The organism is Microcystis sp. M53603_WE2, assembly GCF_030065435.1.
In genome coordinates this window covers 1-2135 of the sequence record NZ_JASJFF010001334.1, presented here as the reverse complement: position 1 = coordinate 2135, position 2135 = coordinate 1, and the positions used below count along the sequence as shown (strand labels likewise).

The following is a 2135-nucleotide window of genomic DNA, read 5'->3' as shown; positions in this document are numbered from 1 at the left end:
TCGTCGTCATCCCCAAAAACCAATGCGTCAAGTGGTAATTTATCTGCGACGCAGCGATTCTCCCCTAGTGCAAGAAAATACCTTCCGTCTGGGGGAAACCTTTCATTCTTTTCAAGTCATCCGTCTTTGGGAAGAAAATACACCACAATTTTTCCATCATCCCGGTTTATTACCCTTTGCCATCCTCAGCAATACCGATGATCCAGAACAGGTGTTAAGTCTGGTGTCCCGTTCTCTAGAAACTATCTCTCAAAAACAGGTGCAAAGCAATCTCGCCGCCGCTACCAGTATTCTCGCTGGGTTAGTATTAAATCGAGAGACGATTAAAAAAATCCTTCGGAGTGACATTATGAGAGAATCCGTCATCTATCAAGATATTTTAGAGGAAGGCAGAGAGGAAGGCCGAGAGGAAGGCCGAGAGGAAGGCCGAGAGGAAGGCCGAGAGGAAGGCCGAGAGGAAGGCAAAGAGGAGGGTAAAGAAGAAAAAGCTCGACAAATTGCCCTAAAAATGCTATCTGCTGGCTTTCCTATCCCAGAAATCGCCCAATTTACTGATTTATCCCCCGATGCGATCGAGCAATTACAAAGACAGCAGCACAATTAAAGCTTTTAACTGCAAAGGGTGGGGAATTAGGAAAATTTTAACTCATCTCCCCACTCCACACCGATTAACCACGTTTAGCGAGGCGACGCACCACTAAACCGCCCCCTAGTATGCCTAATCCGATAATACTAGAAGGTTCGGGCGTTCTGAATACCTGTACGCGATTGTTGACCGTATCGGCTACATAGATATTACCACGGCTACCGACAGCGATACCGTAGGGGCTACTGAACTCACCGTTCCCCGTACCGAAGCTACCGAAAGTGGACTGGAAGACACCACGGTCGTCGAATACCTGTACGCGATCGTTGAACGTATCGGTTACATAGATATAACCGCTGCTATCGACAGCGATACCGTAGGGGCTTTCGAACTCACCGTTCCCCGAACCTTGGCTACCGAAAGCGAACTGGAAGACACCACGGTCGTCGAATACCTGTACGCGATTGTTGAACGTATCGGCTACATAGACATGACCACTGCTACCGACAGCGATACCGTAGGAGCCTTGGAACTGACCGTCCCCCGTACCGAAGCTACCGAAAGCGAACTGGAAGCCTCCATTGGAGTTGAATACCTGTACGCGAAAGTTGCCCGTATCGGCTACATAGACATTACCACTGCTACCGACCGCGATAGCGTAGGGGCCTTGGAACTGACCGTTCACCGTACCTTGGCTACCGAAAGCGGACTGGAAGACACCACTAGAGTTGAATACCTGTACCCGATTGTTATCCGTATCGGCTACATAGATATTACCACTTCTACTGACGGCGATACCGTAGGGGCTTCGGAACTGACCGTTCCCCGAACCTTGGCTACCGAAAGCGGACTGGAAGACACCACTAGAGTTGAATACCTGTACCCGATTGTTATCCGTATCGGCTACATAGATATTACCACCTCTACCGGCGGCGATACCACGGGGGAGCATGAACTGACCGTTCCCCGAACCTTCGCTACCGAAAGCGAAGGAAAAACTGGCCGCAGTGGCACTGGTGGCGACACTAATACATCCGATCGCAGTGGCCGTGACTAGGGAAAAGGATTTCAGCAGAGCCTTTGATAAGCTACGCTTCTCCCGCCCCCCATGATTGATAACTTTAGATAGGGACATAAAACTTCAGAAAATCTGCTCCTAATGTACCCTTTCCTCTAGCAATTGTCAAGAAATTTCTGGGAAGATGTGACGAATTTGCCGATATCTATGGGATTTAGTCCATGAGTAGAATTGAATTTTGCCTATAATGTATTCTGCGCTACGATTCGCCTCGGCAACAGTTACGACAAATACAGGATGTCAACACCGGCGACCGAGGGTATCCTAGGAGAAACGGAAAGTAATCCCTGACGATGTTTGATAATATTTGTAAATTTATTGCCGAAAACTTCTCCGATGATCTAGCCACTTGGTTATTGGGTTCTCCCCTCTCCTTAACCGTCCTCGACCCGACAGAATTACAATTAGACCCCATTCGTGCCGATTCTCTGATTTTTTTGCAGTCAGAGCAACTAATTCTCCATACCGAAT

2 protein-coding genes and 1 pseudogene are annotated in these 2135 nt (G+C 48.4%); 2 read left to right on the top strand and 1 reads right to left on the bottom strand.

The genetic code is table 11. The features are described from left to right. A partial coding sequence (locus tag PX481_RS28075) for an Rpn/YhgA-type helix-turn-helix domain-containing protein (protein ID WP_288097222.1) occupies window positions 1–604 on the top strand: 604 nt, incomplete at its 5' end. Between the two features lie 64 nt (window positions 605–668). Here PX481_RS28075 and PX481_RS28070 read toward each other — a convergent pair. Further along, window positions 669–1721, bottom strand: coding sequence for a 6-bladed beta-propeller (locus PX481_RS28070; protein WP_288097220.1), 1053 nt, complete (start codon window positions 1719–1721; stop codon window positions 669–671). Between the two features lie 236 nt (window positions 1722–1957). Here PX481_RS28070 and PX481_RS28065 point away from each other — a divergent pair. After that, window positions 1958–2135: pseudogene (locus PX481_RS28065) on the top strand (Rpn family recombination-promoting nuclease/putative transposase); the annotation flags it as partial.